The organism is Streptomyces sp. NPDC005070 (genome assembly GCF_053600395.1).
Map to the genome: position 1 here is coordinate 1 of NZ_JBSFZS010000053.1, position 25,113 is coordinate 25,113.

The 25,113-nt window shown below is 69.7% G+C and carries 22 protein-coding genes and 1 pseudogene; 12 read left to right on the forward strand and 11 right to left on the reverse strand.

All coding sequences use genetic code 11. The features are described 5' to 3' along the window. Window positions 1-197: pseudogene (locus ACWEBX_RS19505) on the reverse strand (putative T7SS-secreted protein); the annotation flags it as partial. A 197-nt stretch (window positions 198-394) separates the two neighbouring features. Further along, window positions 395-1,045 carry a hypothetical protein gene (locus tag ACWEBX_RS19510; RefSeq protein ID WP_451886118.1) on the reverse strand — a complete coding sequence of 217 codons (651 nt, stop codon included), beginning with the start codon at window positions 1,043-1,045 and terminating at the stop codon, window positions 395-397. A 385-nt stretch (window positions 1,046-1,430) separates the two neighbouring features. Here ACWEBX_RS19510 and ACWEBX_RS19515 point away from each other — a divergent pair, with 385 nt between their 5' ends. The 7 genes from ACWEBX_RS19515 to ACWEBX_RS19545 all read left to right on the forward strand — a co-directional run bounded on the left by ACWEBX_RS19515 (window position 1,431) and on the right by ACWEBX_RS19545 (window position 7,276). After that, window positions 1,431-2,081 carry a hypothetical protein gene (locus tag ACWEBX_RS19515; RefSeq protein ID WP_451886076.1) on the forward strand — a complete coding sequence of 217 codons (651 nt, stop codon included), beginning with the start codon at window positions 1,431-1,433 and terminating at the stop codon, window positions 2,079-2,081. 41 nt (window positions 2,082-2,122) lie between these two features. Continuing rightward, window positions 2,123-3,112, forward strand: a complete 990-nt coding sequence (locus ACWEBX_RS19520; RefSeq protein WP_451886077.1) for a hypothetical protein — start codon at window positions 2,123-2,125, stop codon at window positions 3,110-3,112. 156 nt (window positions 3,113-3,268) lie between these two features. Then, on the forward strand, window positions 3,269-3,922 hold the full coding sequence (locus tag ACWEBX_RS19525; RefSeq protein WP_451886078.1) for a hypothetical protein: 654 nt from the start codon (window positions 3,269-3,271) through the stop codon (window positions 3,920-3,922). A 243-nt stretch (window positions 3,923-4,165) separates the two neighbouring features. Beyond that, a complete protein-coding gene (locus ACWEBX_RS19530; RefSeq protein ID WP_451886079.1) occupies window positions 4,166-4,396 on the forward strand; it encodes a hypothetical protein in 231 nt (76 codons plus the stop codon). A gap of 58 nt (window positions 4,397-4,454) precedes the next feature. Then, window positions 4,455-5,678, forward strand: a complete 1,224-nt coding sequence (locus ACWEBX_RS19535) for an enoyl-CoA hydratase/isomerase family protein (protein ID WP_451886080.1) — start codon at window positions 4,455-4,457, stop codon at window positions 5,676-5,678. Window positions 5,679-5,691: 13 nt separating this feature from the next. Further along, window positions 5,692-6,582 (forward strand): hypothetical protein, encoded by an 891-nt coding sequence (locus ACWEBX_RS19540; protein ID WP_451886081.1) that lies wholly within the window; start codon window positions 5,692-5,694, stop codon window positions 6,580-6,582. A gap of 13 nt (window positions 6,583-6,595) precedes the next feature. Continuing rightward, a complete protein-coding gene (locus ACWEBX_RS19545) occupies window positions 6,596-7,276 on the forward strand; it encodes a hypothetical protein (RefSeq protein WP_451886082.1) in 681 nt (226 codons plus the stop codon). Window positions 7,277-7,453: 177 nt separating this feature from the next. On the opposite strand, the gene ACWEBX_RS19550 is transcribed toward ACWEBX_RS19545, so the two are convergent. Continuing rightward, the gene (locus ACWEBX_RS19550; protein WP_078943692.1) at window positions 7,454-7,759 is read right to left on the reverse strand and encodes a WXG100 family type VII secretion target; all 306 of its coding nucleotides are present in this window, start codon (window positions 7,757-7,759) and stop codon (window positions 7,454-7,456) included. A 277-nt stretch (window positions 7,760-8,036) separates the two neighbouring features. Here ACWEBX_RS19550 and ACWEBX_RS19555 point away from each other — a divergent pair, with 277 nt between their 5' ends. Both ACWEBX_RS19555 and ACWEBX_RS19560 read left to right on the forward strand, forming a co-directional pair. Next, complete coding sequence (locus ACWEBX_RS19555) at window positions 8,037-12,602, forward strand: FtsK/SpoIIIE domain-containing protein (protein ID WP_451886083.1); 4,566 nt, start codon at window positions 8,037-8,039, stop codon at window positions 12,600-12,602. Between the two features lie 52 nt (window positions 12,603-12,654). Beyond that, a complete protein-coding gene (locus ACWEBX_RS19560; RefSeq protein ID WP_451886084.1) occupies window positions 12,655-13,257 on the forward strand; it encodes a hypothetical protein in 603 nt (200 codons plus the stop codon). Window positions 13,258-13,284: 27 nt separating this feature from the next. Here ACWEBX_RS19560 and ACWEBX_RS19565 read toward each other — a convergent pair whose 3' ends face one another. Then, window positions 13,285-15,096 carry a protein kinase domain-containing protein gene (locus ACWEBX_RS19565; RefSeq protein WP_451886119.1) on the reverse strand — a complete coding sequence of 604 codons (1,812 nt, stop codon included), beginning with the start codon at window positions 15,094-15,096 and terminating at the stop codon, window positions 13,285-13,287. Window positions 15,097-15,195: 99 nt separating this feature from the next. Continuing rightward, entirely contained in the window at window positions 15,196-16,044 is an 849-nt protein-coding gene (locus ACWEBX_RS19570) for a menaquinone biosynthetic enzyme MqnA/MqnD family protein (RefSeq protein ID WP_451886085.1), read from the reverse strand. 344 nt (window positions 16,045-16,388) lie between these two features. Here ACWEBX_RS19570 and ACWEBX_RS19575 point away from each other — a divergent pair, with 344 nt between their 5' ends. Continuing rightward, the gene (locus tag ACWEBX_RS19575) at window positions 16,389-16,592 is read left to right on the forward strand and encodes a cold-shock protein (protein WP_037627265.1); all 204 of its coding nucleotides are present in this window, start codon (window positions 16,389-16,391) and stop codon (window positions 16,590-16,592) included. 108 nt (window positions 16,593-16,700) lie between these two features. Here the strand turns inward: ACWEBX_RS19575 and ACWEBX_RS19580 are convergent, their stop codons facing one another. After that, window positions 16,701-18,605 (reverse strand): AMP-dependent synthetase/ligase, encoded by a 1,905-nt coding sequence (locus tag ACWEBX_RS19580; RefSeq protein WP_451886086.1) that lies wholly within the window; start codon window positions 18,603-18,605, stop codon window positions 16,701-16,703. Window positions 18,606-19,186: 581 nt separating this feature from the next. Between ACWEBX_RS19580 and ACWEBX_RS19585 the strand changes: the two genes are divergently transcribed. Both ACWEBX_RS19585 and ACWEBX_RS19590 read left to right on the forward strand, forming a co-directional pair. After that, window positions 19,187-20,167: a MaoC/PaaZ C-terminal domain-containing protein gene (locus ACWEBX_RS19585; protein ID WP_451886087.1), complete on the forward strand. Its 981-nt coding sequence runs from the start codon at window positions 19,187-19,189 to the stop codon at window positions 20,165-20,167. Window positions 20,168-20,372: 205 nt separating this feature from the next. After that, window positions 20,373-21,662 (forward strand): DUF6716 putative glycosyltransferase, encoded by a 1,290-nt coding sequence (locus ACWEBX_RS19590; RefSeq protein ID WP_451886088.1) that lies wholly within the window; start codon window positions 20,373-20,375, stop codon window positions 21,660-21,662. A 38-nt stretch (window positions 21,663-21,700) separates the two neighbouring features. Here ACWEBX_RS19590 and ACWEBX_RS19595 read toward each other — a convergent pair whose 3' ends face one another. The 5 genes from ACWEBX_RS19595 to ACWEBX_RS19615 all read right to left on the reverse strand — a co-directional run bounded on the left by ACWEBX_RS19595 (window position 21,701) and on the right by ACWEBX_RS19615 (window position 25,068). Beyond that, entirely contained in the window at window positions 21,701-22,375 is a 675-nt protein-coding gene (locus ACWEBX_RS19595; RefSeq protein WP_451886089.1) for a TetR/AcrR family transcriptional regulator, read from the reverse strand. Between the two features lie 47 nt (window positions 22,376-22,422). After that, window positions 22,423-22,731, reverse strand: a complete 309-nt coding sequence (locus ACWEBX_RS19600) for a DUF4229 domain-containing protein (protein WP_451886090.1) — start codon at window positions 22,729-22,731, stop codon at window positions 22,423-22,425. An 83-nt stretch (window positions 22,732-22,814) separates the two neighbouring features. Continuing rightward, entirely contained in the window at window positions 22,815-23,348 is a 534-nt protein-coding gene (locus ACWEBX_RS19605; RefSeq protein WP_451886091.1) for an N-acetyltransferase family protein, read from the reverse strand. A gap of 4 nt (window positions 23,349-23,352) precedes the next feature. Next, entirely contained in the window at window positions 23,353-24,516 is a 1,164-nt protein-coding gene (mqnE, locus tag ACWEBX_RS19610; RefSeq protein ID WP_451886092.1) for an aminofutalosine synthase MqnE, read from the reverse strand. Window positions 24,517-24,612: 96 nt separating this feature from the next. Next, window positions 24,613-25,068 carry an Lrp/AsnC family transcriptional regulator gene (locus ACWEBX_RS19615; protein ID WP_451886093.1) on the reverse strand — a complete coding sequence of 152 codons (456 nt, stop codon included), beginning with the start codon at window positions 25,066-25,068 and terminating at the stop codon, window positions 24,613-24,615. Window positions 25,069-25,113 lie beyond the last annotated feature (45 nt).

Here is a 25,113-nt window from a genome sequence, read left to right on the forward strand (position 1 = left end):
GCCTCCGCCGACTTCCCCGCCCACGACAGAACAGCATCCTCACCCGCCATCCCCTTGATCAGACGCAACGCGTCCGACACGTCATCGGCGAAATCGTGCAGATCCTTGGCCAGCTTCTGCACCCGGTCCGGATCCCCGGGAGTGGGGTCCTTGTCCAGATCCAGCACATGCCAATCCGCCGGCCGATGCCCCGCCATACCGCAACCCCCGTCACGTCCGCCTCAACAACACCCGTACGCATGAACGAAGTTACTGGAGATGCCGCGGGGCGAGAAAGGGAAGCCGTCGCGGGAAGCCGCCCTGGCACAGCGCCCCGGCACCACGCCCTGACACCGCGCCCGGGAAGCCACCCTGGGACGCCGTCGTGAGGGGTGGCCGAGAAGTCGCCGTGTGCCTACCGGTCCGCGAAACGGAACGTGGAGGTGACGGCGTCGAAGACGTCGAAGAAGGAATCGGCCAGATCGAGGACCTGGCTGCTGCCGGCCACGAGGGCGACCTTGCCCTCCTGGCCGGGCACCGGGATGAACGTCTGCATGAGCACAGCCCGGATCGTGCGCTGGAGGCTGTCGTCCGGGACGACGATGTCCTCGATGCCGTACGTCCTCGCGGCGGGACCGACGCCGGGTATCTCGACGGTGGTCACCTTGCGCCAGGCGTCGCCCTCCTTCTTCGCCTCCCGCACGGCGAGTTGTCCCGCGATGGCCTGCGGGTCCGTGGGAAGGGGCTCACCGGTCCGCGCACGGCCGCCGACGATCGAGACGGTGACCGAGCCGGTGATCGGGGTGTCCCCGCCGAACGACTCCGCCATGCAGCCGCAGTACAGGGCACCGGACTTCCAGGCGTCGGCGGCGGCCTTCCGGAGGAAGCCGATGTAGGTGTCGCGATACCGCGCCAACTCCGGGTGCCCATCGATCCGTTCGCTCACCATCCGCCGGATCGAGTCGTCCCGCGACTCCGGCCGCACGTCGAACTCCCACCACGATTCCGGCACCTTGATCCGGAATCCGCCGCGTTCGACGGTGAGCGTCTCGATGTAGCGGTCCATGGCGCCCCCGGGTGCGTCATTCATCCTCTGCCTTGTGTGCGAACCGGCCGCGTGTGTTCGACCTGTTCGGTTCGGGCCAGCGTACGAGGTGCGGCGGACGCGGGGACAACACCCCGGACACGAAGGGCTCCACCCACGCGGCGCCTCATGTGAAGGTGTCGAACGCAAACCCTGGGCGAGATGTGGAAGCGGGCCCGTCTCCGCACGGGCCGATGTGTCCCGGAACACCATCAGGCCACCACGGAAAGCCACTTCACCCCGGAACACCCCCGTATGCCCACGTCCGGCGTGGGGTTTCCGCCTGGCGAAACCAAGAGCCCCATGGATACCGTCATTGCCCTTGACCGACTTCGCTCAACCGATGTCCCACGGGGAGTCCCTTGTGATGCGCCGCACTTTGCCCGTTGCTACCGCGTTCGCCGCGACAACAGCCTTGCTCCTGACGGCCTGCGGCGGCGGGGACGGCAACCCGAAGGCGAACGACAAGATCGCGGGCGCGGACCAGGGAAGCACACGTTCGGCTACCCCCAGCGCGAGCCCTTCGGACAACGCCGACCGGCCGGACATCACTCTTCCGAAGGATCTCAGCGACAAGTTCGAGAGCTGGACTACCGGCGTCGTCGGCAAGGACACCGTTCTCGCGGATGTCGAGCGGAGGGTCGACGCGACCAACTACGCGATCGCCGAGGGCGACGCCGAACTGCCCGCTCTCGGCTTCTACTACAGCGGCACCGCTCTGGCCGACGCCGGGGACTGGGTCACGTCCATCGTGAAGGGCGGCTACTCGATCACCGGCGTCAACCGCTACTACAACGCCAAGATCGACCTCTTCGACTCCTCCTCGGCAGGCGTCGTGTACTGCGAGGACCAGTCCAAGGCCTTCGCCAAGGACCGGAAGACGGGCAAGGTCATCAAGACGGCCGTCACCGCCAAGTCCTACGTCCTCTACACAACGCGCCTTGAGAAGAACGAGAAGGGCGTCTGGCAGACGACGAAGCTCACCTCGCAGAGGGGCCACAAGTCGTGCACTCCGTAGCCACCCCGGGCCGAATCCTTGTCACCGGAGCCGTGGCGGGCATGCTCGCGATAGTCCCCGGAACCGCCTTCGCCGACTGGCCCCCCAGTGCGGGCACCCAGGGCGACACCAGGCAGAGCGCGCACTCCGACGCCGGAACTCTCGTCTCGCAGGTGACGTACTCCGGCTCCGTCCGTCCTCGGGGAAGCAACAGCGGCGCCGTTCAGCCGGTGGGTGACTGGACCCCGCCCGCGTGCTGGTACGAGCCGCGCTCCGTCGCCGAGTTCAAGAAGTACGTGGAGACCATGTACGAGGAGACGATCAACACTCCCGGTCAGGCCAACTACGCGAAGTCCGCGGTCGGCCAGTTCCGGGACATCTACAAGGACGGCAAGTACAAGGACTACAACGGGGACAAGGCCGACGAGGGGAACTGGTGGGTCGCCGTCCAGAATCCCGACCGTCTCGACGACCCCGCGAGCATGGAATGCGGTGAACTGCCCTTCTGGGTGGCGAACAACGACGACCCCGGTGTCCCCCAGGCCGTCACGCCCAGAATTCTCGCCGAGGCCGCCTACAACGCCGTCCAACTCCCCGACACCAAGGTCACCCTCGCCCCCCGGGACATCACCAAGGTCAACCTGCCCACCTGGGCCTGGCTCGACAAGGCCACCTTCAAGGACGTGTCCGTCACCGCGTCCCTCGACGTCGCCGGCCTCAACATCTCCGCGACCACCACCGCGAAACCGGTTTCCCTCCACCTCGACCCCGGCACCGGCGACGCCGAGACCTACCCCGCCTCCGGCGAATGCCGCCTGAACGACGACGACTCGATCGGCGAGCCCTACGCCAAGGGCAAGGCCGGCGAGACACCGCCCTGCGGCATCAAGTACCTGCGATCCTCAGGCGACGGCAGCTACAAACTCCGGGCCACCATCACCTGGGCAGTCACCTGGACCGGCACAGGAGGAGCCGGCGGCGACCTCCCCGACGGCACCTTCGGCACCACCCAGGACATCACCGTGCAGGAGATCCAGTCCGTCAACCATTGACCGCCCCGAACCGCCCTTACGAGGTAACTCGCGGAGACGCACTGCGTCGGTCGAACGCCTCGTCGGCCGACCCGCCCCCCTCTCAACCATGCACCACACCGATACCGCCACGTCCTTGATCGAGTTCGCTCAACCGATGTCCCCCGGGAGTCCACTGTGAAGCGCCGCGCTTTGCCCGTTGCCACCGCTTTCGCCGCGACAACAGCCCTGCTGCTGACGGCCTGCGGCAGCGGGGACGACAACCCGAAGGCGAACGACAAGATCGCGGGCGCGGACCAGGGAAGCACACGTTCGGCTACCCCCAGCGCGAGCCCTTCGGACAACGCCGACCGGCCGGACATCACCCTTCCGGGCGACGTGAAGGACGAGTTCGAGGGATGGAAGACGGGGGACGCGACGAAGGACGCCGTCCTGGCGGACGCGGGGCGCGCACAGACGGCGATGAACGACGCCATCATCAAGGGCACCTCGGACACCCCTGGATTGGCCTTCTATTACAAGGGCAAAGCGTTGACGTCCTCCGCCAAGTGGGTCCAGAAGTGGCTGGACGCGGGAATCACGTACACCGGCACCACGCGCTACTACAGCCCCAAGGTCGAGATCTTCGACAGCAAGTCCGCCGGTGTCTCGTACTGTGCCGATGAGACCAAGGCGTACAACAAGGACCGGAAGACCAAGAAGGTCGACCGGACACCCGCTGAAAACGACGCCTACGTGCTGTACAACACGCGCCTGGAGAAGACCGCTCAAGGCGTGTGGCAGACCTCCGACGGCGCGTCCGTACGCGGGAGCAAGACGTGCGTACGGTGACCAGGCGCCGCACGGTCGTCACGGCCGGAGCGCTCGCGATCACCTGCGCGCTGTCCATGCCCACCACGGCCTTCACCAAGGGTCCCGGAGGATCCCGGTTCGACGTCGGTGACAGCGCTGCCAGACCTGAGGAACCCCGGCCAACGACCACTCAGAAAGTCAGTGACCCACATGAGTGACCTCCGCCTCGAAGACACCATTTTCGAGGACCTGAAAAGGACTTTCTCCACGATCAGCGATCGCATGGAGACGACACGCCGCACCCTCCAAGGGACTGACGCCTCGGCCGTCGGCGAAGGCAAGCTCATCGAGGACGTACAGGACTTCGCCGACGACTGGGGCTACGGAATCAAGCAGCTCGGCAAGCACACTCACGGCGCCGTCAAGATGATCAACAAAATCGGCGACTCCTTCGGCAAACTCGACCTGGATCTCGCCGAGTCACTCAGGGCCCCGAGCAAGAAGGGCAAATGAGGTGACAGGAAAGCGTCCGGCCTTTCCCCACATAGGCTGGGATCCCACGCCAGGAGACGTGGAGGACACCCGGGACCTGGCCAAGAAACTCGGGGGTCTGGCGACCGAACTGGGCACCGCGCTCCGTGAGCTGGAGCGGATTGAATGCGGTGCATGGAAGGGCAAGACCGCCCTGGCCTTCACCGAGTACATCGGAAACGACGTCACTCCCCTCATTCGCAAGAGTCACGACTCCTTCGACAAGGCCTCGCACGCTCTCCATCGGTGGGCCGGAGAACTCAAGGCGTTCCAGGAGGAGGCGGACCGGCTCGAGAAGTCCGCAGGCGAGGTCCTCGAAGCCAGGGAGAAGGCCGATCAGAAGGCCGACGGCAAAGGAAGCGAGGAACTCGGCAAAGCCTCCAGTGCCGTGAACGAGGTCACCAACAAGGTCCACGATCTCGAAGATCGCTACAGGAAAGCCGCCGGACTGATCGGGAAGGATCTCGACAAGGCGGCCGACATCGCACCGGATGAGCCCGGCTTCTGGGACAAGCTGGGGCACGGCATCGCGGACACTTGGGATGCCACCGGCCAGTGGATCAAGGACCACGCCGATCTGATCGCCTTCATCGGCGACCTGCTGAGCGATCTGACAGCGATTCTGGGACTGCTCGCGATCATCACCATCCCCTTCGAGCCTCTCGGCGCCATTTTCGGCGCCGCAGCCCTCCTCACCAGCGGACTCGCCCTGTTGACGCACTCCATAGCCAAGGCGGCCGGGGCGGACGTCAGCTGGATGGAGTTGGGTACGGATGCGCTCGGTCTCCTTCCCGGCATCGGCCTTTTCAGCAAGGGCGTCAAGGTGGCCACAAAGGCCACAGCCATCGAGCGGGCGGCGATGTTCGGCAAGGGAATGCAGGGCGCCGAACTCGCGGCAGGAGCGCGCAACCTCTTCGCGACCGGAGATCTCGCGACGAAGGTGGAGGGCGGACTCAGCCTGCTGGGCAAGCGAGTCGTGCTGGGCGGATCGTTCGAGAAGATCGGCTTCATCAGCTCCCAGTCCGGAACAATGAACCGTCTCGCGGGACTCGCCGAGGCGGGCTACCACCAGGGACAGTGGGTCGGGACCAAAGGGCTGAAGCTCATCAGTGGTGGCAAGCTCTCGTTGAACCCCGAGACGCCCCTGGGCATCGCGATCGACGCCGCCGGCAAGATCGGACCGAAGATCACCACCATCACGCAGCACATCGGAGAAGCAGTCAATCCCGGCGACCGCTTCCACGAAGCGGCAACCTCACACTGAAGGCATCATTCGGATGGCTACTTGGCAACCTCTTCCCGGCGAGATCGTCCTGGCCCGAAGTCCCGGAAGCTTCGCGACGGGAACTGCGGACGCGGTCGCAGGCATGCGCTGGTTCCGCGACACGGAACGCAACGACATCCAGGACGCCCTGGCCGGATGGCCCGAAGGCCCGGTCTGCACCATCCGTCCGAAGTCGGAAAGACGAGTCCGCGCTGCCGGAGCGTTCGGCGTTCGGGCCGCTGCCCTCGCGGTCCTGGGGGCGGTGGAGACCCTGGCAGCCGCCGGGAGCATCGGCAGCGGCCCCCGGGGTACCGGCCGTTCACACGACCACGAGAACGAGGTCGACGATTTCCCTGTCATGTGGGCAGCGCCCGGCACCGTCGCACGCACGCTCCCGTGGCAGCTCGATCCGGGCCGGTGCCCTGAGCACTACCGCACCCACATCGTCGTCACGGACCGGCGTGTGCTCGTGCTCGGATTCCCCGACGACGACACCACCCGGGATGAAGTGCTCTGGCAGACGGACCGGGACCGTATCGCGAAGGTCGAACGTCGAACGTTCACCAAGGTGGGTCTGGAGGCAGTGATCACCTTCACGGACCGTTCGTGGTGCAGACTCGCCCCACCGAGCCCCAGCGACCATTGGGAGGTCGTACGCCATCTCGCCTACGCCTCCGCGGTCGTCACCCCCGAAGAGCTGACTCCGGGCCAGAAGAAGACGGTGGCCGCTTTCACGGCGGAGCACCCGTCCTTCCGCACCGTGGTCACCCGAAGGCCCAGCGGAAACTTCACGATCGAAGTGACCTCCGAACCGGATCCCGACCCGCGAGAGGGCAGTGATCCGCAGCTCAGACTCATGGGGCCGGACGGCGAGCACGTGAACTTCGAACCCGGCGATCTCTGAGCGGAACGGCCACATGACCACGCCCACCAACACCGTCCCACCGGCCTCCACCGACGGCACGTCAAACATTCCGCCCATATGGTTCACCGTCCCCGACGGCTTCTTCGCCCTTCCAGTGGCCCCCACCCCGGAGGAACGCGGCGCCCTCGCCCACTCGTTTGTACGCGAGCTCTACTCACAGGGCGACGAGTCGTTGTGGACCCCGGCAGCTCCCTATTACGCCGCGATCGCCGAATACATGGCGGACGAAGGCGTCTCGTACGCCGCTACGGGGCTCTTCTCCACCGAGGAGAGCGGTGTCGCCCAGTGCGCCTTCACCGTGGCCGCCGTGGAGACCGACCAGACGGATCCGGACATCGCGGCTCACGGCACACTCGCCATTCTCGCCGCGGATCCACTGAACGACGCCCGATGGCTGGACCTCCCCTGTGGCCCCGCTGTCTCGTGTGTGACGCTGCGCGAGCTCACACTGCAGCCGGACGTCACAGCGACGGGAGAGGAGACCAAACTCCTCACCGGACAGATCCAGGTCCATGTTCCTTTCTCCTCAGGTCCGTACACGGCGATCTTCACGCTCTACACGGCTTCAACCGAGTACTGGGCCGAATTCTGTGACCTGCTGGTAGCCGTAATGCGCACCGTGTCCTTCGTCGACCCTGCGGAAGACACCGGCGCCGACGCCAGCTCGCTCTGAGAGATCAGCGAGCGGCAGTCACGGCGATCGTCGCCGTAGCCATCGGCGGGATTGCCATGCTTTTCGAACGCACGGTGAATCCGGACCGGGCCCCAGGACTGCCCGGTTGTACGGACCCGGGGGTGACGGGGCGCCCTGCACCCTGTCACCCCCGGTGCGGTCCGCGAGGTCCGGCTGTCAGCCCTTGACGCCCTTCGCGAGCTGATCATCCAGATCCTCATAGGCCTTCGCCGCGTCCTCAAGGAACTTGGCCATTCCCTTGAGGCCCTCAAGGGTGTCCTTCATGCCCTTGGTGAACTCCTTGAAGGAGTCGTCGAAGGCCTGGGAGCCCTTGGACGTCGTGTAGCCGTCGGCGACGAGGCCGTCGATGTAGCTGTCGAGGCCGTGGAGCTTGTCCTCCATCTTCTCCTTCTCGTGGCCGAGTCGCTTCGCAGCGTGCCGCATCTTCTCGTAAGTGATGTCTGCGTCTTTGCCGCCGGCCATGTGGCGTCCTCCATGCTTCAACTCGCCGCAGGGCCAACCCCCGTGGCTCCTGATACGGATGGTGCGATCGTCCGCATCGAGCAAGCAGCTTACTTACGGCGCTTGCAGGCGCACACCCCGGTTGTGTCACGAGCGCGCACCAAGGCCCGTTCCCGGCACGGGCCTTCGTTGTTCCCTCACATGGGCCGTTGCCTGCGGGAAGCGGTGAGCGGATATGGTCGGAAGCACTGTGGCCCGCGTTCCGGAAGCGGCCCTCGGTGTCTGGGGGAGGACGAGCGTGCGGCTGACTCTGACCGTCGTCGACCCGCTCGGCGGCGCCACCGCCGATGTGGTTCTCGACGCGGATCCCGAGTCCTCGGTGGGGGACATCGCCAAAGAGCTCGCGGAGCACGTCGGTTACGGCGGCGGCGCGCAGATCATCCCCATCGGACACCACCAGGGGGCCGCGGGCGGCGGTGCGCCGGTCGCGTACGTGGACGGCCATCCCGTCGATCCCGCCGCGACCATCGCCACCTCGCCGCTGCGCGAGGGCGCCGTCGTGAGTCTGCACGACCCGGCCGGCTGTCTGCCCGGCGAGCCGACCGGACTGGTCGAACTGCGGGTGGCGGGCGGCCCGTCGGCGGGTGCCGTGCACCGGCTCGGGATCGGCCGGTACGACATCGGCGCCGGGACGGCCTCGTACATCCGGATCGACGATCCCGAACTTCCGCAAAGGGCACTGACGTTGTCAGTTGCAACGGACGGAACGTGCGGCGTCACCGTGCACGGGGAGAGGAAGGGCGTCACCCTCGACGGCGAACCCTTCGAGGAGCGCGAGGACGACGGCTGGCCCCTCGGCGGCCAGGTCGCGATCGGCAACACCCTTCTCCAGCTCGACCGTTACACCCAGCCCGACGCCGCGCTGAAGTGGTCGGACGACGGCGCCGGACTCGACTACAACCGGCCCCCTCGGCTGCATCCGCCCGAGCGCGAGACGAAGTTCCGGCTGCCGAGCCCGGTACGGGACTACGAGGCCCGGCCGCTGCCCTGGCTGATGGCGCTGACACCGCTGGTCAGCGCCATCGTCATGGTGCTCGTCTTCGGCCGCTGGTACTACATGATCATGGCTCTGCTGAGCCCGCTCATCATGCTCGGCAACTACTTCATGGACAAGAAGCAGGGCCGCAAGTCCCACACCAAGCAGGTCAAGGAGTACAACGAGCACAAGGCGCGGATCGAGAAGGACGCCCAGGAGGCACTGCTCGCCGAACGCCTCGACCGGCGCCGGGCGATCCCCGATCCGGCGACCGTGCTGTCGCTGGGCACCGGGCCGCGCACCCGGCTGTGGGAGCGGCGCCGCACCGACGCCGACCATCTGCTGCTGCGCGTCGGCACCGGACAGCTGCCGTCCGAGGTCGTGCTCGACGATCCCGAGCAGGACGACCACAAGCGCCAGGTCACCTGGACCATCGAGGACGCGCCGGTCTCCCTCCCGCTCGCGGAGCGCGGTGTCGTCGGCATCGCCGGGCCCGGTGACTCGGCCCAGGCGCTGGGCCGTTGGGCCGTCGCGCAGACCGCGGTGCTGCACAGCCCGCTGGACGTCCAGTTCTACGTCCTGACCGAGAGCAGCGGCCAGGAGAGCTGGGACTGGGTGCGCTGGCTCCCGCACAGCAGGCCCGCCGGCGCCCAGGACGCCAACGTTCTCATCGGCACGGACGCCGAGACGGTCGGCGCCCGCATCGGCGAGCTGACCCAGCTCCTCGACGCCCGCCAGAAGGCCGCCAAACAGAACGGCAACAAGGCCTCGTTCAGCGATCCCGACATCGTCGTCGTCTGGGACGGCTCCCGGCGGCTTCGGTCCATGCCGGGTGTGGTGCGGCTGCTGCGCGAGGGCCCCGCCATGTCCATGTACGCGATCTGTCTGGACACCGAGGAGCGGTTCCTGCCCGGCGAGTGCCAGGCCATCGTCATCGCGGAGCCGAAGCCCGAGGAACACCCGGGCGCGCAGGCGCCCGCCAGGACCGCACCGTCCGCCCCCGGCGGCTTCCCCTCCTTCCACGCCTGGCACGCCACGGAGACCGACGACTCCGCCACCGGCACGTCCAAGGCCCTCGAACTGCGGCTGCGGGTGCAGCAGACGGGCGTCGCCCGCGTACGGGACGTACGGCCCGACTTCGTGTCGGCCGCGTGGAGTTCCCGGCTCGCGCGCTCCCTGTCCGCGCTGCGCGACATCAGCGGCGAGACCGAGGACTCCGCCCTGCCCGGCGCCAGCCGGCTGCTCGACGTACTGCAACTGGAACCGCCGACCGCGGACGCGATCAGCGCGCGCTGGCGGATGGGCGGGCAGTCGACGACGGCGGTCATCGGTGAGTCGTACGACGGCCCGTTCGGCATCGACATGCGGCGCGACGGCCCGCACGGCCTGATCGCCGGTACGACGGGCTCCGGAAAGTCGGAGCTGCTCCAGACGATCGTGGCATCGCTGGCCGTGGCCAACACCCCCGAGAACATGACGTTCGTCCTCGTCGACTACAAAGGCGGCTCGGCGTTCAAGGACTGCGTCCAACTCCCGCACACCGTCGGCATGGTGACCGACCTCGACGCCCATCTCGTCGAGCGCGCGCTGGAATCCCTCGGCGCGGAGCTCAAGCGACGCGAGCACATCCTGGCCGCCGCCGACGCCAAGGACATCGAGGACTATCAGGATCTCGTACGCCGTGATCCCTCGTACGCGCCCGTGCCCCGACTCCTCATCGTCATCGACGAGTTCGCCTCCATGGTGCGCGACCTGCCCGACTTCGTGACGGGTCTGGTCAACATCGCCCAGCGAGGCCGTTCGCTCGGCATCCACCTGCTGCTGGCCACCCAGCGGCCCAGCGGTGTCGTATCGCCCGAGATCCGCGCCAACACCAACCTCCGGATAGCGCTCCGCGTCACCGACGGCGGCGAGTCGAGCGACGTCATCGACTCCCCCGAGGCCGGGCACATCTCCAAGAACACACCGGGCCGCGCGTACGTCCGTCTCGGGCACGCCTCGCTCGTACCGTTCCAGTCGGGACGCGTCGGCGGCCGCCGGCCCGGTGCCGCCGATCCGGCGGCGCTCGCGCCCTGGGCGGGCTCCCTCGGCTGGTCGGACCTCGGGCGGGCCACACTGGTCAAGCCGAAGGCCGAGCAGCGCGAGGAGGAGGAGATCACCGACCTCAAGGTGCTGGTCGACGCCGTGCGCGAGGCCAACCGGGCCCTCGGCATCCCGTCCCAGCACAGCCCCTGGCTGCCCGCCCTCGCCGAGACGCTGCTGCTCGACGAGGTCCAGGTGCCCGCGTTCGCGGGCGGTCCCGGCAAGCTGCCGCCCGCCCCGTACGGCGTCGAGGACCTGCCCGCCGACCAGGCCCGCCGGCCCGTCGTGGTGGACTTCGCCTCCTTCGGGCATCTGCTCATCGGCGGCGCCCCCCGCAGCGGACGATCGCAGATCCTGCGGACGATCGCGGGTTCGCTGGCCCGCGCCCACTCGGCGGCCGACGTCCATCTGTACGGCATCGACTGCGGCAACGGCGCGCTCAACGCGCTGACCCGGCTGCCGCACTGCGGCGCCGTCGTCGGCCGCAACCAGACCGAGCGCGTGGTCCGCCTCATCGCCCGCCTCAAGGGTGAACTGACCCGCAGGCAGGACCTGTTGGCGGACAAGGGATTCGCGGACATCGGCGAGCAGCGGGCCGCGTCGGGAGCGGACGAACGGCTCCCGCACATCGTGGTGCTGCTGGACCGGTGGGAGGGCTGGCTGCCGACACTCGGCGAGTACGACCACGGCGATCTGACCGACCAGCTCACCGCGATGATGCGCGAGGGCGCGAGCGTCGGACTGCACCTGGTGATGACGGGCGACCGCCAGATCCTCTCCACCCGGATCGGCTCGCTCACCGAGGACAAGTACGCCCTGCGGCTGGCCGACCGCTCCGACTTCTCGCTGATCGGCGTCAACGCGCGCAAGATCCCCGAGGAGATCCCGCCCGGCCGCGGTTACCGCAACGAGCACGGCACCGAGACCCAGTTCGCCCTGCTCACGGAGGACTCCACCGGTCAGGGCCAGGCCGCGGCGCTCACCACGATCGGCGAGGCCGCCGCGCTACGGGACGCCGAACTGCCGCGCGCCCGGAGCCCGTTCCGGGTCGACGTACTGCCCACCCGGATCGGCTTCGCCGACGCCTGGGAGATGCGCGACCCGGAGGCCTCCCGCTCCCGGCTGTGGAGCCTGGTGGGCATCGGCGGCGACGACGTCCAGGGGTTCGGCCCGGACCTCTCCCAGGGCGTGCCGACGTTCGTCGTCGCGGGCCCCGCCAAGTCCGGCCGCAGTACGACGCTGATGAACATGGCCCGGTCGTACCTGGCCCAGGGCGTACGCCTGGTCGTCGCGGCACCGCGCCCATCACCGTTGCGCGAACTGGACGGCGAAGAGGGTGTGTTGAAGGTCTTCGACGAGGACGACATCGAGGGCGACGACCTGCGCGAGGCCATCGACTCGGCGACGCCCGAGGAGCCGATCGTGGTGCTGGTCGACGACGGCGAGGTCCTGGAGGACTGCGACGCCGAGACGGTCTTCAAGCGGATCGTGCAGCGCGGCGGCGAACGCGGCCTCGGCCTGGTCATCGCCGGCGACGAGGAGGACGTGTGCAGCGGGTTCTCCGGCTGGCAGGTCGAGATGAAGAAGGGCCGCCGCGGCATCCTGCTGTCCCCGCAGGACTCCTCCGCGGGTGAGCTGATCGGCATCCGTACGAACCGCAGCATGGTCGGCGGTCCCGTCGCCCCCGGCAAGGGCCTGCTGCACCTGGGCGACGGGGAGCCGCTGACGGTGACGACACCGATGTAGGCCGTCGGAACAGCCCACCGGAAAAAGTGCGCGAGAAAGAGAGAGCGGGCGGGTGAGCGGATCGGCGAAGCCCGGACGGCGGAAGGCCGCCGGGGCGGCCCTGCGCTACGAGCACGTGCGGCAGCGGCCGTCCGCGTGGGCGCAGGCGCGGGAGAAGGCGTCCCGAAGGGAGTCGTGGGGCGGCTGTCTGATCTTTCTGGCCGTGGCGGCCGCGATCATCGGGTTCGCGCTCACGGTCATGACCTTGGGGACCGGGCTCTGGGGCTCCGCGGCCCCCGCCTGGCCGGGCAGGGGCTACGGCTTCGCGGCCGTCGTCGGGGCCGCCGGGCCCCTCGGCCTGGCCGCCGTGATCGCGACCCTGGGCCGGACGCGGTGGAAGACCAACCCGCTGCGCTCGCTCGGCTGGGTGCTCGCCTCGCTGCCCGGGGTCGCCGCCGCTCTCGTGTGGGTGGTGGTCGTCTTCGCGGGCTTCCGCCCCAAGCACCGGCGCGACTGGAACTCCCGGTGCTACAGCCGGGGCAAGCCCTGCTGGGTGCACGTCGAGTATCCCTGGGTCTGGGCCGTCGGCCTGCTCTCGACGGTGCTCGTCGTCGCCGTGCTGATCACCGTGCTCTTCAGGATCGACAAGGCCCGCCGGAACGCGGCGGCCGGCTGAACCAGGGTCCGGCCGGGCGCCGTCCGCTCAGCCCACCTTGGTCATCCTGGCCACCGGGTCCCCCGCCTCGGGGTTGTCGGTCTCGTAGGTGAGGTCGCTGCCGACGGGAGTCAGCCGGACCTCGTGGCGGCCCTTCGTGCAGACGTCCCGGTTGGACTCCGAGGCCACGCTCGTGGCGACGAGCTGCTTCTTCGTGACCTTCTTGAGGACGAGGACGTCGTCGCAGATGCCGCCGATCTGGTCGGTCTGCCGGAACGTGCCCAACTCCTGTCCCACGGCCGCCTGGTGGACGGTGACACGGAAGGTCCCCATGGGGAGGGTGCCGCTGAGGCCGAGGCCCTCGCCCTCCCAGGTGCCGACGTAGGAGGCCGGGATCGTGGACTGCTCGCCGCCCGGATCGGACCCGCTCTTCGTCGGGGCCGGTTCCGGGGCACTCGCCGTGGAGCCCGGCCGCGTGGCGCTCGCCGACGGATCGGAGCCGGTGGCGCTCCGGCTCGCCGAGGGGCGCCCGCCCGCCACGCTCCCCTCGTCGTCGGCGCCGCCGCCCGGCAGCAGATCGAAGAGGAACGCGGACCCCACGGTCACCGCCGCCAGCGCGCCCGCGACGGCGAGTGCGACCGTGCAGCTCATCCTGCGGCCCTGTCCGCCGGCCCCCGGCGCGGAGGTCGCCGCCACGCTGACCGAGAGCTTGCCGGGCCGGTCGGCCGTGCGCGCATCCGACGTCCCTTCACGGTGTACGGCGTCCTGGGGCCCGGCGGTCCCGGCCTCGCCCTGTCGCGGTACGTAGGGAGGCATCGCGGGCGGCGGTCCGAAGCCCGGCGGCGGGGGACCGAAGCCACCGACCGAATCCGGCACCCCGGCACCCGTCACTGCCGCTCGGCCCGCCTCGACCGACGGACTGCTGAAGCCCAACGGCCCGGAGGGCGTGGCCTGCGCGGCCCCCGCCGCCTCGAGGTTCAGCAGTTGTACGGCACTTCGGCTCACCCGCTCGATCAGGGCGCCCGGCAGCCAGCCCGCCGACACCAGCCGGGCGGCGCCCTGCGGTGCGAGCCGGACGGCCACCTCGCCCGGAGTGGGCCGCGCCGCGGGCTCCTTGGCCAGGCAGGCCGCCACCAGCTCGCGCAACTCGCCTTCCAGGGATTCGAGTCGCGGCTCCTCGTGCACCACTTTGTAGAGGAGGGAGGCGGAGGAGTCACCGGGGAAGGGAGGCTCGCCGGTGGCGGCGTACGCGAGGACCGCGCCGAGCGAGAAGACGTCCGCGGCTCCCGTGACGCCCTTGCCGAGGATCTGCTCGGGGGACATGTAGCCGGGTGAGCCGACCGAGACCCCTGTCGAGGTCAGGGAGGCGGTGCCGTCCGTGGCCCGGGCGATGCCGAAGTCGATGAGGAGCGGACCGTCGAGGGTGAGCAGCACGTTGGAGGGTTTGACGTCACGGTGGACGAGGCCCAGCGCGTGGACAGCGGTGAGCGCCTCGGCCAGACCGGCGCCGAGCACGCGCGCGGAGTGGGCCGGGAGCGGCCCGCCGTCGGCGATCGCCGACGTCAGGGAGGGGCCGGCCGCGTAGCCGGTGGCGACCCAGGGAACCGGCGCCTCCGGGTCCGCGTCCAGCACAGGCGCCGTCCACGCCCCGCCCACCCGCCGCGCCGCCTCGACCTCGCGGCGGAAGCGAGCCCTGAATTCCTCGTCGAGCGCGAAGTGCGGATGCACGATCTTGACCGCGACCGTACGTCCGCCCGCGCTGCGTCCCAGATACACGCGCCCCATGCCGCCGGACCCCAGCCGGCCGAGCAGCCGGTAGGGCCCCACGACCGTGGGTTCGTCGGCTCCGAGCGGCTGCATGGCACTCACGGTTCCCCCTCCCCCGTACACACTGCCCAGCAGCGTAGTGCCGTGCGCGCCCCCTGCCCCGAAACTACGGGGACCGAGGCGGCCGGCGTCTCATGGCTGCAGGAGCCGTACGTTCACATCCGCCGGGAACCCGGTGGTCGAGCCGACCCTGCGCGCGAACTCCCGTACGGCCTCGAGCTGCGGGCCGCCGAAGCGGAAGTCGAGCGTCGTGAAGTACTGCTCCAGGACGGACTCGTCGAACTCCTCCCACCGGGCCGCCTGCTCGGCGACCTTGGAGACCTCGTCGAGGGAGAGGTCCCGGGAGGAGAGGAAGGCCTGGTGCACCTTGCGGGTGACGAGCGGCTCGCGCTCCAGGTAGTCGCGCCGGGCCGCCCACACGGCGAAGACGAACGGCAGGCCCGTCCATTCCTTCCACAGCGCGCCGAGGTCGTGCACCTGGAGCCCGTACTTCGGCCCGTCGAGCAGGTTGGCGCGCAGCGCCGCGTCGCCGATGAGGACGGCGGCGTCGGCCTCCTGCATCATCAGGCTCAGATCGGGCGGGCACGTGTAGTACGAGGGCGTCACCCCGACCTTTTCGGCCAGCAGGAGCTGGGCGAGCCGCACGGAGGTGCGCGAGGTCGAGCCGAGGGCGACGCGGGCGCCGTCCAGTTGGTCGAGGGGGACCTGCGAGACGATCACGCAGGACATCACGGGTCCGTCGCACCCGACGGCGATGTCCGGAAAGGCGACGAGGTCGTCGGCGTGCTTGAGGAACTCGACGAGCGTGATGGGCCCGATGTCGAGGTCCCCCCGCACCAGCTTCTCGCTGAGCTTCTCGGGGGTGTCCTTGGTGAGCTCGAAGTCGAGGAGCGTGCCCGTTCTCGCGAGCCCCCAGTACAGGGGCAGGCAGTTCAGGAACTGGATGTGGCCGACGCGCGGCCGGGTGCGAGAATTGTCCACATCGCGAGGCTAGACCCCATCCGGTAGCGGGCGGGCTCCAGGGTCGGCTGTGCGGGTGGAAACCCTCCCGATGCCTCGTGTCAACCGTCGTGACACCCCGGAGTCGACGCACGTCAGACCCCTGACACCCGTACGAAGCACCCGTCCGGATGACGTGATCTTTGCCTCTATTGCTTTCGGCTGCCTGCGTGCTAGGCTCGCCGCAAGTTGCAGTTTGGTTTCCCTTGCAGTACAGAGCCTGCGGAGCATGTGACCGCGGGCTCTCGTCGTTTTCAGACGTATGCAGTTGTTTACACAATCGCAGGTTCTGGAGCAGGGCAACCCTTTGGGCCCAAGGAGGGCTTATGGCTACCGGAACCGTGAAGTGGTTCAACGCCGAAAAGGGCTTTGGTTTCATTGCCCAGGAAGGCGGCGGCCCGGACGTCTTCGTCCACTACTCCGCGATCAACGCGAACGGTTTCCGTTCGCTCGAAGAGAACCAGTCGGTTTCCTTCGACGTCACGCAGGGTCCGAAGGGCCCGCAGGCGGAGAACGTCACTCCGCTCTAAGCCTGCGGCTCCATGAGCCCAAAGCTTTGATCCGGAACAGATAGCAGTACCCAAGGAGCCCCGCACCAGCCGGTAGCGGGGCTCCTGCCTTTCGCCGTCCCGTGGGGGCTATGTCGCGTACAGGGCCTCTATCTCTCTGCCGAAGTCCTTCTCGATCGCCGCGCGCCGCAGCTTCATGGACGGGGTGAGGTGGCCGGCCGCCTCGGTGAAGTCGACGGGCAGGACGGTGAAGCGGCGGATGGACTCGGGGCGCGAGACATGCCGGTTGGCCTCGTTCACGGCGCGCTGGAGGATGGCCAGCAACTCCGGGTCGTCCATGACGAGTTCCGGGGGAACAGGGTGCTTGCCGTTCATCCGGCGCCAGTGGGCGATGCCCTCGGGGTCGAGGGTGATGAGGGCGGAGACGAAGGGGCGGCGGTCCCCGAGGACCATGCACTGGGCGATCAGCGGATGGGAGCGGAGGAAGTCCTGGAGGGGCGCCGGGGCGACGTTCTTGCCGCCCGCGGTGATCAGGATCTCCTTCTTGCGGCCGGTGATGGCGAGATAGCCGCCATCGTCCAGTTCTCCGATGTCACCGGTGGCGAACCAGCCGTCCGGGGCGGCGTCGACGACACCGCCCGCGTGCGGATCCCAGTAGCCGCGGAAGACCTGTGCGCCGCACAGCAGCACCTCCCCGTCGGCGGCGATCCGCACCCGGGTGCCTGGCAGGGGCCGGCCCACCGTGCCGAGGCGCGGCTTCTGCGGGGGCGTGACCGTCGCGGCGGCCGTGGTCTCCGTGAGTCCGTACCCCTCGAAGATCTCGATGCCGGCTCCCGCGTAGAAGGCGGCGAGCCGGCGGCCGAGCGGGGACCCGCCGCAGATGGCGTGCCGGACCCGGCCGCCGAGGGCGTTGCGGATACGGCGGTAGACCAGGGGGTCGTAGAGGGCGCGGGCGGTGCGGAGGGACCGGCTCGGGCCGGGACCCGTGCCGTGCTGCCGGGCCTCGACGGCCTCGCCGTACTTCTGGGCGATCCGGGCCGCCCGGTCGAAGGACGAACCGCGGCCCATCCGTTCGGCGGTGGCGCGGCCGGTGTTGAAGACCTTCTCCAGGACGTACGGGATGGCGAGCAGGAAGGTCGGCTTGAACGAGGCCAGGTCCGCGAGGAGTTCCTCGGTCTGGAGGCTGGGCGCGTGACCGAGTTTCACCCGCGCGCGCAGACAGGCCACGGCCACCATGCGGCCGAAGACGTGTGAGAGGGGGAGGAAGAGGAGGGTGGAGGCGGGGTCCTGCGAGCGGGCCTTGAAGATCGGGTAGAGCAGCTCGACGGCGTTGTCGACCTCGGCGAAGAAGTTGCCGTGGGTGAGGGCGCAGCCTTTGGGGCGGCCGGTGGTGCCCGAGGTGTAGATCAGGGTGGCGAGGGTGTCCGGGCCCAGCACCCCACGCCGTACGGTCACTTCCTGGTCCGGGACGTCGCGGCCGAGCTCCGCGAGGCGTTCCACATGGCCCTTCTCGAAGACCCACATGTGCCGCAGATCGGGGATGTGCGGGCGCTCGGGGCCGAGCGCGGCGGCCTGCGCCACGGACTCCACGGCGAGCGCGACGGCCCCCGAGTCCTGGAGGATCCAGCGGGTCTGGAAGACCGAGGAGGTCGGGTAGACAGGCACGGTGACCAGGCCGGCGGCCCAGGCGGCGAAGTCGAGGAGCGTCCATTCGTACGTCGTCCGGGCCATGATCGCGATCCGGTCGCCCGGCACCAGCCCCTCCGCGATCAGCCCCTTGGCCACCGCGAGGACCTCGTCCGCGAACTCGGCGGCGCTCACGTCCCGCCAGCCTTCGCCGTCCGGAGTCTTCCGGCTGAGGACCGGTTCCCGCGGAGCCGCGGCCGCGTTGTCGAACGGGATGTCCGCGAGGGAGCCGTGCGTCACCTGGCCCGCGATCGGCGGCATCGCGACCTCGCGCACGACACCGTCCAGCCGCTTGATCTCGGGCTCCGGCAGGGGTGGGGCGGAGTCGGACGAGTAGGGGCTGGACACGGGGCGGCTCCTTGTCGGCCGGAGGGCCGGGGCGGGTGCAAGGCGTGTTCGGGCTCAGCGGAGCGCGGCGGCGCGCCATCTCATACGGCCCTGGGGAGTGGGGGGTTCAGGGGTCTCGGCAACCCGGTGAGACGGGGATCCTACGGCGCCGAAGTGTGGGGTTTGTGACGCATTGCCGCAGGTGAAGTGCGGGTTACCCGGGGTAGCTGTGCCCTTTGCCGGGCCATGACTCTCGGCGCCGGCAGCCCCGGTGACCCCGAAGCCGGGACACCCGACGCCGGCACTCCGAAGGCCCCGGACCTCACCCCCGGACGGGCCGTCCCCCGGGAGATCGCCCCACCCCATCTCGACCCCCGCCCTCCCCCTGACGTAGCCTTACCCCCGGTAACTTACTCCAGAGTCACCTCATGGTCGCCCCATGGGCCGGACAATTCCGCCGCGGCGCAGAACAGCACGGCCCGCTCGCGGAACCCCGCGCCGCACCGCCCGCTCACGGAACTCGCAGCACCCCACCGCTCGCCGAACCCCGCGCCGCCCCACTCGCCGAGAGCCGCACCTTCCCCGTCCGCCTGGAGACTCCGATGCGCACTCAGCCGCCCGTCCGCCCCGAGCCGCGGACGCACACCCTCGACGCCGCCCCCTCGCTCGTCCCGCTGCTGGCCCGCGGCGCCCTGCTCTCCCCCTTCAAACGGCCCCGCCCGGACGCCCCCGTCCCCGCCACCCGGCTCGTCCTCTCCGGTGTGCGGATCGACCTCGCCCATCTCGCCGCGTACGAGCGGGTGTGCGGGTTCCCGACCGGCGCGGACGCCCTGCCGGTCACGTATCCGCACGTGCTCGCCTTTCCGCTGGCGATGCGGATCCTGGCGGGGCGCGCGTTCCCGCTTCCGCTGCTCGGACTGGTGCACACCTCGATCGAGATCACCCGGCACCGGGAGTGCGCGGCGAACGCGGAGTACGAACTCGCGGTGCTGGTGGAGAGGCTGGCGCCGCACCGGCGGGGCACGGAGGCAACCGTGCTGACCGAGGCACGGGTCCACGACACGCTCGTATGGGAGTCGAGAAGCACCTACCTGGCCCGGCATCGCCCCCGGAACCCCGACAAGGACCCCGCCCAACCCCACGACCACCACCGCAATCCGAACCCGGACCACGGTCACGGTCACGGCCACGGCCGGGACCCTGACCCGGTGCACCGCCAGGCCCCCGCCCCCCGGCCGGACTCCGGGACGCTGCCCGCCCTCGCCGAGTGGCGGCTCGGTCCGGACGTCGGACGTCGCTACGGTGCCGTCTCCGGAGACCGCAACCCCATCCATCTGCACCCCCTCACCGCCCGCCTCTTCGGCTTCCCGCGCGCCATCGCGCACGGCATGTGGACGGTCGCCCGCTGCCTCGCCGAGTACGGACCGGGACAAGCGGTCGATGTGCGGGCCGAGTTCAGGGCGCCGGTGCCGCTGCCCGGAGCGGTGACGTACGCCGCACGGGGGCCGGAGTTCGAGCTCCGCTCGGGAGGACGGGTCCATCTGACCGGCGACGTACGCCCGACGCGGCCGCGAGACGCGTGAACTTCGGGCGAACAGTGCACGGCGAAAGCCCCCGTCACGCCTTCCCGTTTTCGCCAACCAGCAGATGAGAGAGCTGCGTTGAGAAAGCTCTCACAGTTCACACCCAGGGCACCAAGGTGGCTTCAAGCAGCCCCTCATCCCACCCTCAGACACCGTTCCTAGCCTCGGTCCACCCTCGGCCGCCGCCAGGAAAGGCACCCGAAGCATGACCCCCAGACGAATCGCCGTCATCGCCGACTCCGACACCCGTTGGAAGTGGGGAGCGTCCGTCGCCCGGCAGATTGCTCCCGAGTACACGCTCGACGCCCTCTTCCTGCTCACCCGGGCCACCCCGACGGAGCGCCAACTGGCGGAGATCGGCATCGTGCCGGACACCCGGCGCGACGTCACGGTGGCGGAGCTGGTCGACGACGAGGAACTCGCCGCCGCCGACGTGCTCGTGCTGGCCACCGCGGGAGGCACCACGCTCGCGCTCACCCACGGCCTGGGCATCGCGTGGGAAGGGAAGGCACGGCCGGTCACCGTCACGGGATACGTCGGGGTCGTGTACGAGAAGATGGTCGACGGGCTGATGACCCGGGCCGGCACCGACCTCGTCCTCGCCAACAGCGCCTACGACGCGGACCGTTTCCGCGAAGCGTTCGCGAGCGTCGGCGTCGACCCCGGCTCGGTGGTGGAGTGCGCCCTGCCCTTCCTCGGCGGGGAGCCGTACGCGCCGTCCGCGGAGCGGCCCTTCACGCTCACCTTCGCCGTCCAGCCGTCGGTGCCCAAGGGCCGGGTGTCCCGGCTCGAGCTCCTGGAGCGGGCAGCGGCCCACGCGCGACGGCACCCCGACCGGCTGGTGCTGATGAAACTGCGCAGCCTCCCCGGCGAGCACACCACGCACGTCGAGGCCGACCCGTACCAGCTCCTCATCGAGAGGATGACCGAGCCGGCCCCGGGCAACCTGCGTCTCGTCTACGGCAACATGGGCGAAGTCCTGGACCGCACCGACCTGTTGGTGACCGTCAGCTCGACGGCCGCCATGGAGTCGATGCACCGCGGCATCCCGACCGCGATCCTCACCGACTTCGGGGTCCGCGAGGCGCACGGCAACCACTACTTCGTGCACTCGGGCTGCCTCGCCTCCTGGGACGACCTGGACGCCGGCGCGACGCCCCGCGTCGACCCGGCCTGGGCGGCGCGGCAGGGCATCGGCAAGAGCGATCCGTATGCCCTCGCCCGCGCCCGGGTCACCGCGCTCGGGTCGGCGGGCCGGCTGCCGACCCTGCGGCCGTACTACTCGCCGCAGCGGGCGGGGGCCTATCTCGCCGGCATCCTGGAGCGCAACGGCCTCGACGAGAAGGGCAGGCCGCTGACGCTCACGGCGGACGCGGGCGGCGGAGGTCAGGTGCGCACGGTGATCCGCCGGGCCGCGCGCAGCGGCGCCAAGTCCCTCTACCGGGTGGGCCGCGAGCGGGTGGCCCCCGCGCTGCGCCGGTGGGGTCAGGCCTGACCCCGTCCGGCGCGAACGGGCCCCGCGGGCCGGAGGGGTCAGATCTCCGCGGTGGTCTGGGAGGGGATCGCCGGGGCCGGCGGGGACCAGGGGCGGCCCTGCATGAGCGTGCCGAGTCCCGCCCAGGCGAAGTTCATCAGGGTGGCGGCGGCCTGCCGGGCCGAGACGCCCGGGGTGGCGTTGGCCCACGCGGCCATCGACTCGGCGGCGCCGACGAGCGCCTCCGCGAGCCCGGCGACCTCCCGCGCGGGCAGCGACGGGTCGCGGTGTGCCTCGCGCGCGGCGACGACGATCAACTGCGTGACGAAGCGGACCAGTTCCTCGCGCATCGCGAACACCTCGGCGGCGAAGGGCTCGCCGTGCGTACGCGCCTGGAGGTGCAGGACCGCCCAGCCGTCCGGGTTCTCGGCGGTGTGGGTGAAGAACGCCCGCAGCCCTTCCCAGAGTCGGCGGTCGGCGGGCAGTTCGGGGCGGACGCCGGCGCGGACCGCGTCGGTGAGCGCCTTGGCCTCACGCCGGATGCACGCGGTGAACAGGTCTTCCTTCGAGTTCAGGTACAGGTACACCAACGGCTTGGACACGCCCGCCAGTTCGGCGATCTCGTCCATCGACGCGGCCCGGTACCCGCGCTGCCCGAAGGTCCGTACGGCCGCGTCCAGCATCTGCTGTTCGCGTACCGCGCGGGGCATCCGCTTGTTCTTCACAGCACCCATGCGCCCAGCCTACGAGGGCGCGCGGCGCGGCCGGACGCACGGCGGTGTCAGGAGGCCTGGTGCGGGGTGCCCTGGGCGGCGGTCTCGTCCAGGAGGGCGTCCTCCTGGTTGCGGTTGCGCTCCAGGTTGGCCTTGGCACGGTCGACACGGGCGACGACCTGTTCCGAGGCGCGGTCGCGGGCGCCGCGCAGGACGACGAAGCTGATCGGCGCGGAGATCACCAGGGCCAGCAGGACGACCCACATGTAGTTGGAGTCGCCGAGGCCGCGGGGGGCGACGCCCGAGTAGACGAGGCCCCAGACGACCACGAGGCAGCCCACGAAGATCCCAAGGCGCATCAGTGTGTAGCGGAGCATCTCAATCCACTCTTCCGTTCCGAACGGTCCCACAGAACTCCGTCCAGTGAAGCACGCCCGGACAGCGATCTTGCAGCGGGTCCTCAGCCGCGGACGGCGAGGGGCAGCAGCATCGTGATGTCGTCCCGGTCGTCGCCGGGCGCGACCCGGATCGCGCCGGGCACCCGCCCGACCTCCTTGTAGCCGCAGGAGGTGTAGAAGCGCTCGAGGCCCTGGCCGCCCCGGCAGGTCAGGCGTATCGCGTCGACGCCGTCGAGACGGCCCGCGGCCTCCTCGACGGCGGTGAGCAGGTCCCGGCCGTACCCCTTGCCCTGGTGCCGCGGGTGCACCATCACGGTGTACAGCCATACCCAGTGCCACATCAGCCGGTGGGTGTTGTGCGTGAGGAAGGCGGTCGCGGCGACGCCGCCCTCCTCGTCCCGGCCGACCAGCAGCCGGGTGCGGCCCTCCGCCATGGCGACGAAGTGCTTCACGAGTTCGGGGCGCACGTCGCCGGCGGCCACCGGCGGCACGAAGCCGACGGAGCCGCCCGCGTTCGAGACGTCCACCCAGAGGCCGACGACACCGTCCCTGAGCTCAGGGGTGACGGCCGGGTCGAGCTCGAAGAGCAGCGCCATACCGTCAGACCCGCATCGGCTGCGGCGCCTCGCGGCGTCCCGCGTCCGGTCCGTCGTACTCGCGGATGATCTCGTACCGCGTGTTGCGCTCCACCGGCCGGAAGCCGGCGTCCTTGATGAGGTCCAGCAGGTCCTCGCGGGTCAGCTTGTTCGGCGTGCCGTAGTTGTCCGCGTCGTGCGTGATCTTGTACTCGACGACCGAGCCGTCCATGTCGTCGGCGCCGTGCTGGAGCGCGAGCTGGGCGGTCTGGACGCCGTGCATGACCCAGAAGACCTTGACGTGCGGGACGTTGTCGAACAGCAGCCGGGAGACCGCGAAGGTCTTCAGCGCCTCGGCGCCGGTGGCCATCTGGGTGCGCGCCTGGAGGCGGTTCCTGACCTTGCCGTCCTTCATGTCCACGAAGTCGTGCTGGTAGCGCAGCGGGATGAAGACCTGGAAGCCGCCGGTCTCGTCCTGGAGCTCACGCAGCCGCAGCACGTGGTCGACCCGGTGCCGGGGCTCCTCGATGTGCCCGTACAGCATCGTGCACGGGGTCTTGAGACCCTTCTCGTGCGCGAGGCGGTGGATGCGCGACCAGTCCTCCCAGTGGGTGCGGTGGTCGACGATGTGCTGCCGGACCTCCCAGTCGAAGATCTCCGCGCCGCCGCCGGTCAGCGACTCCAGACCGGCCTCGATCAGCTCGTCGAGGATCTCCGAGGCCGACAGCCCGGAGATGGTCTCGAAGTGGTGGATCTCGGTCGCGGTGAACGCCTTCAGCGAGACGTCCGGCAGGGCCTTCTTCAGCTCGCTGAGCGAGCGCGGGTAGTAGCGCCAGGGCAGGCTGGGGTGCAGGCCGTTGACGATGTGCAGCTCGGTGAGGTTCTCGCCCTCCATCGCCTTGGCGAGGCGGACAGCCTCCTCGATGCGCATCGTGTACGCGTCCTTCTCGCCCGGCTTGCGCTGGAACGAGCAGTACGCGCAGGACGCCGTGCACACGTTCGTCATGTTGAGGTGACGGTTGACGTTGAAGTGGACGACGTCGCCGTTCTTGCGCGTGCGCACCTCGTGCGCGAGCCCGCCGAGCCAGGCCAGGTCGTCCGACTCGTAGAGCGCGATGCCGTCCTCGCGGGTCAGCCGCTCACCGGCCCGGACCTTGTCCTCCAGCTCGCGCTTGAGCCCGACATCCATGCGATTACCTCTCCCTGTGACGAACGCTGCCAACCGTACTCCCCCGCCCTTGGGGCGAACGGCCCCCCACCAGGGCCTTCGCGCCTCGGGGTGTGCCTAGTCCTCCTCGGGCAGCTCTCCGACCCGGTTCTCCCACTTCGTGGAGAGCACGATCGTCGTACGGGTCCGGGAGACGCCCTTGGTCCCGGACAGCCGCCGGATGGTCTTCTCCAGTCCGTCGACGTCGCTGGAGCGCACCTTGAGCATGAACGAGTCGTCGCCCGCGATGAACCAGCAGTCCTCGATCTCGCTGAGGTCGCGCAGCCGGTGGGCGACGTCCTCGTGGTCGGCCGCGTCGGACAGCGAGATGCCGATCAGGGCGGTGACGCCGAGACCGAGCGAGGCCGAGTCGACCGTCGCGCGGTACCCGGTGATGACGCCGGCCGTCTCCAGCCGGTTGATGCGGTCGGTGACACTGGGTCCCGACAGACCGACGAGGCGCCCCAGCTCCGCGTAGGAGGCCCGGCCGTTCTCTCTCAGGGCCTGGATGAGCTGCCTGTCCACCGCGTCCATGCGATCGAGCCTTCCGCTGAAAAGGTCTGAGAAGTCGTGAGAGTT